The following is a 430-nucleotide window of genomic DNA, read 5'->3' as shown; positions in this document are numbered from 1 at the left end:
GGCCACGCTGACCAAAAACGCCGCCAACGCCCATCGCTTCGATCGCATCCGCGTCAACGGCATCAATGTCGGCTGGACCGACACGCCGGCCGAACGTGTCATGCAGGCCGACACGTTGGGCAACGGGCCGGGCTGGCTCGATGCCGCCAACGCCTCGCAACCCTTCGGCCGCCTGTTCTCGACGAGCGACATCGCCAACCTCGCCGTCTTCCTGCTTTCGGATGCTGCCGGGCCGATAACCGGCACGCTCGTCGACCAGGAACAGTGGGTGATCGGGGCGAATCGGTGAGCGCCATCGAAACGCATGCGCCCTGCATGACGCATTTCGGCGTCGGCACCGTTGCCGTCAGAAGTTGGTCGCGATGACGGTGACTGAAAAAACCTATCGCCCATTCGCTCAAAGCACCCGCGCCGCTTCACAGCGCCAGGC

Annotated in this window: 1 protein-coding gene; it reads left to right on the top strand. The window is 64.7% G+C overall.

The genetic code is table 11. The features are described 5' to 3' along the window. Window positions 1-289: SDR family oxidoreductase (locus EN984_RS37370; protein ID WP_127384488.1), on the top strand; the 289-nt coding region annotated here is incomplete at its 5' end. Between the last annotated feature and the right edge of the window lie 141 nt (window positions 290-430).

Source organism: Mesorhizobium sp. M7A.F.Ca.CA.004.12.1.1 (assembly GCF_003997835.1).
Lineage (GTDB): Bacteria > Pseudomonadota > Alphaproteobacteria > Rhizobiales > Rhizobiaceae > Mesorhizobium.
This window is presented reverse-complemented; position numbering and strand designations above follow the sequence as displayed.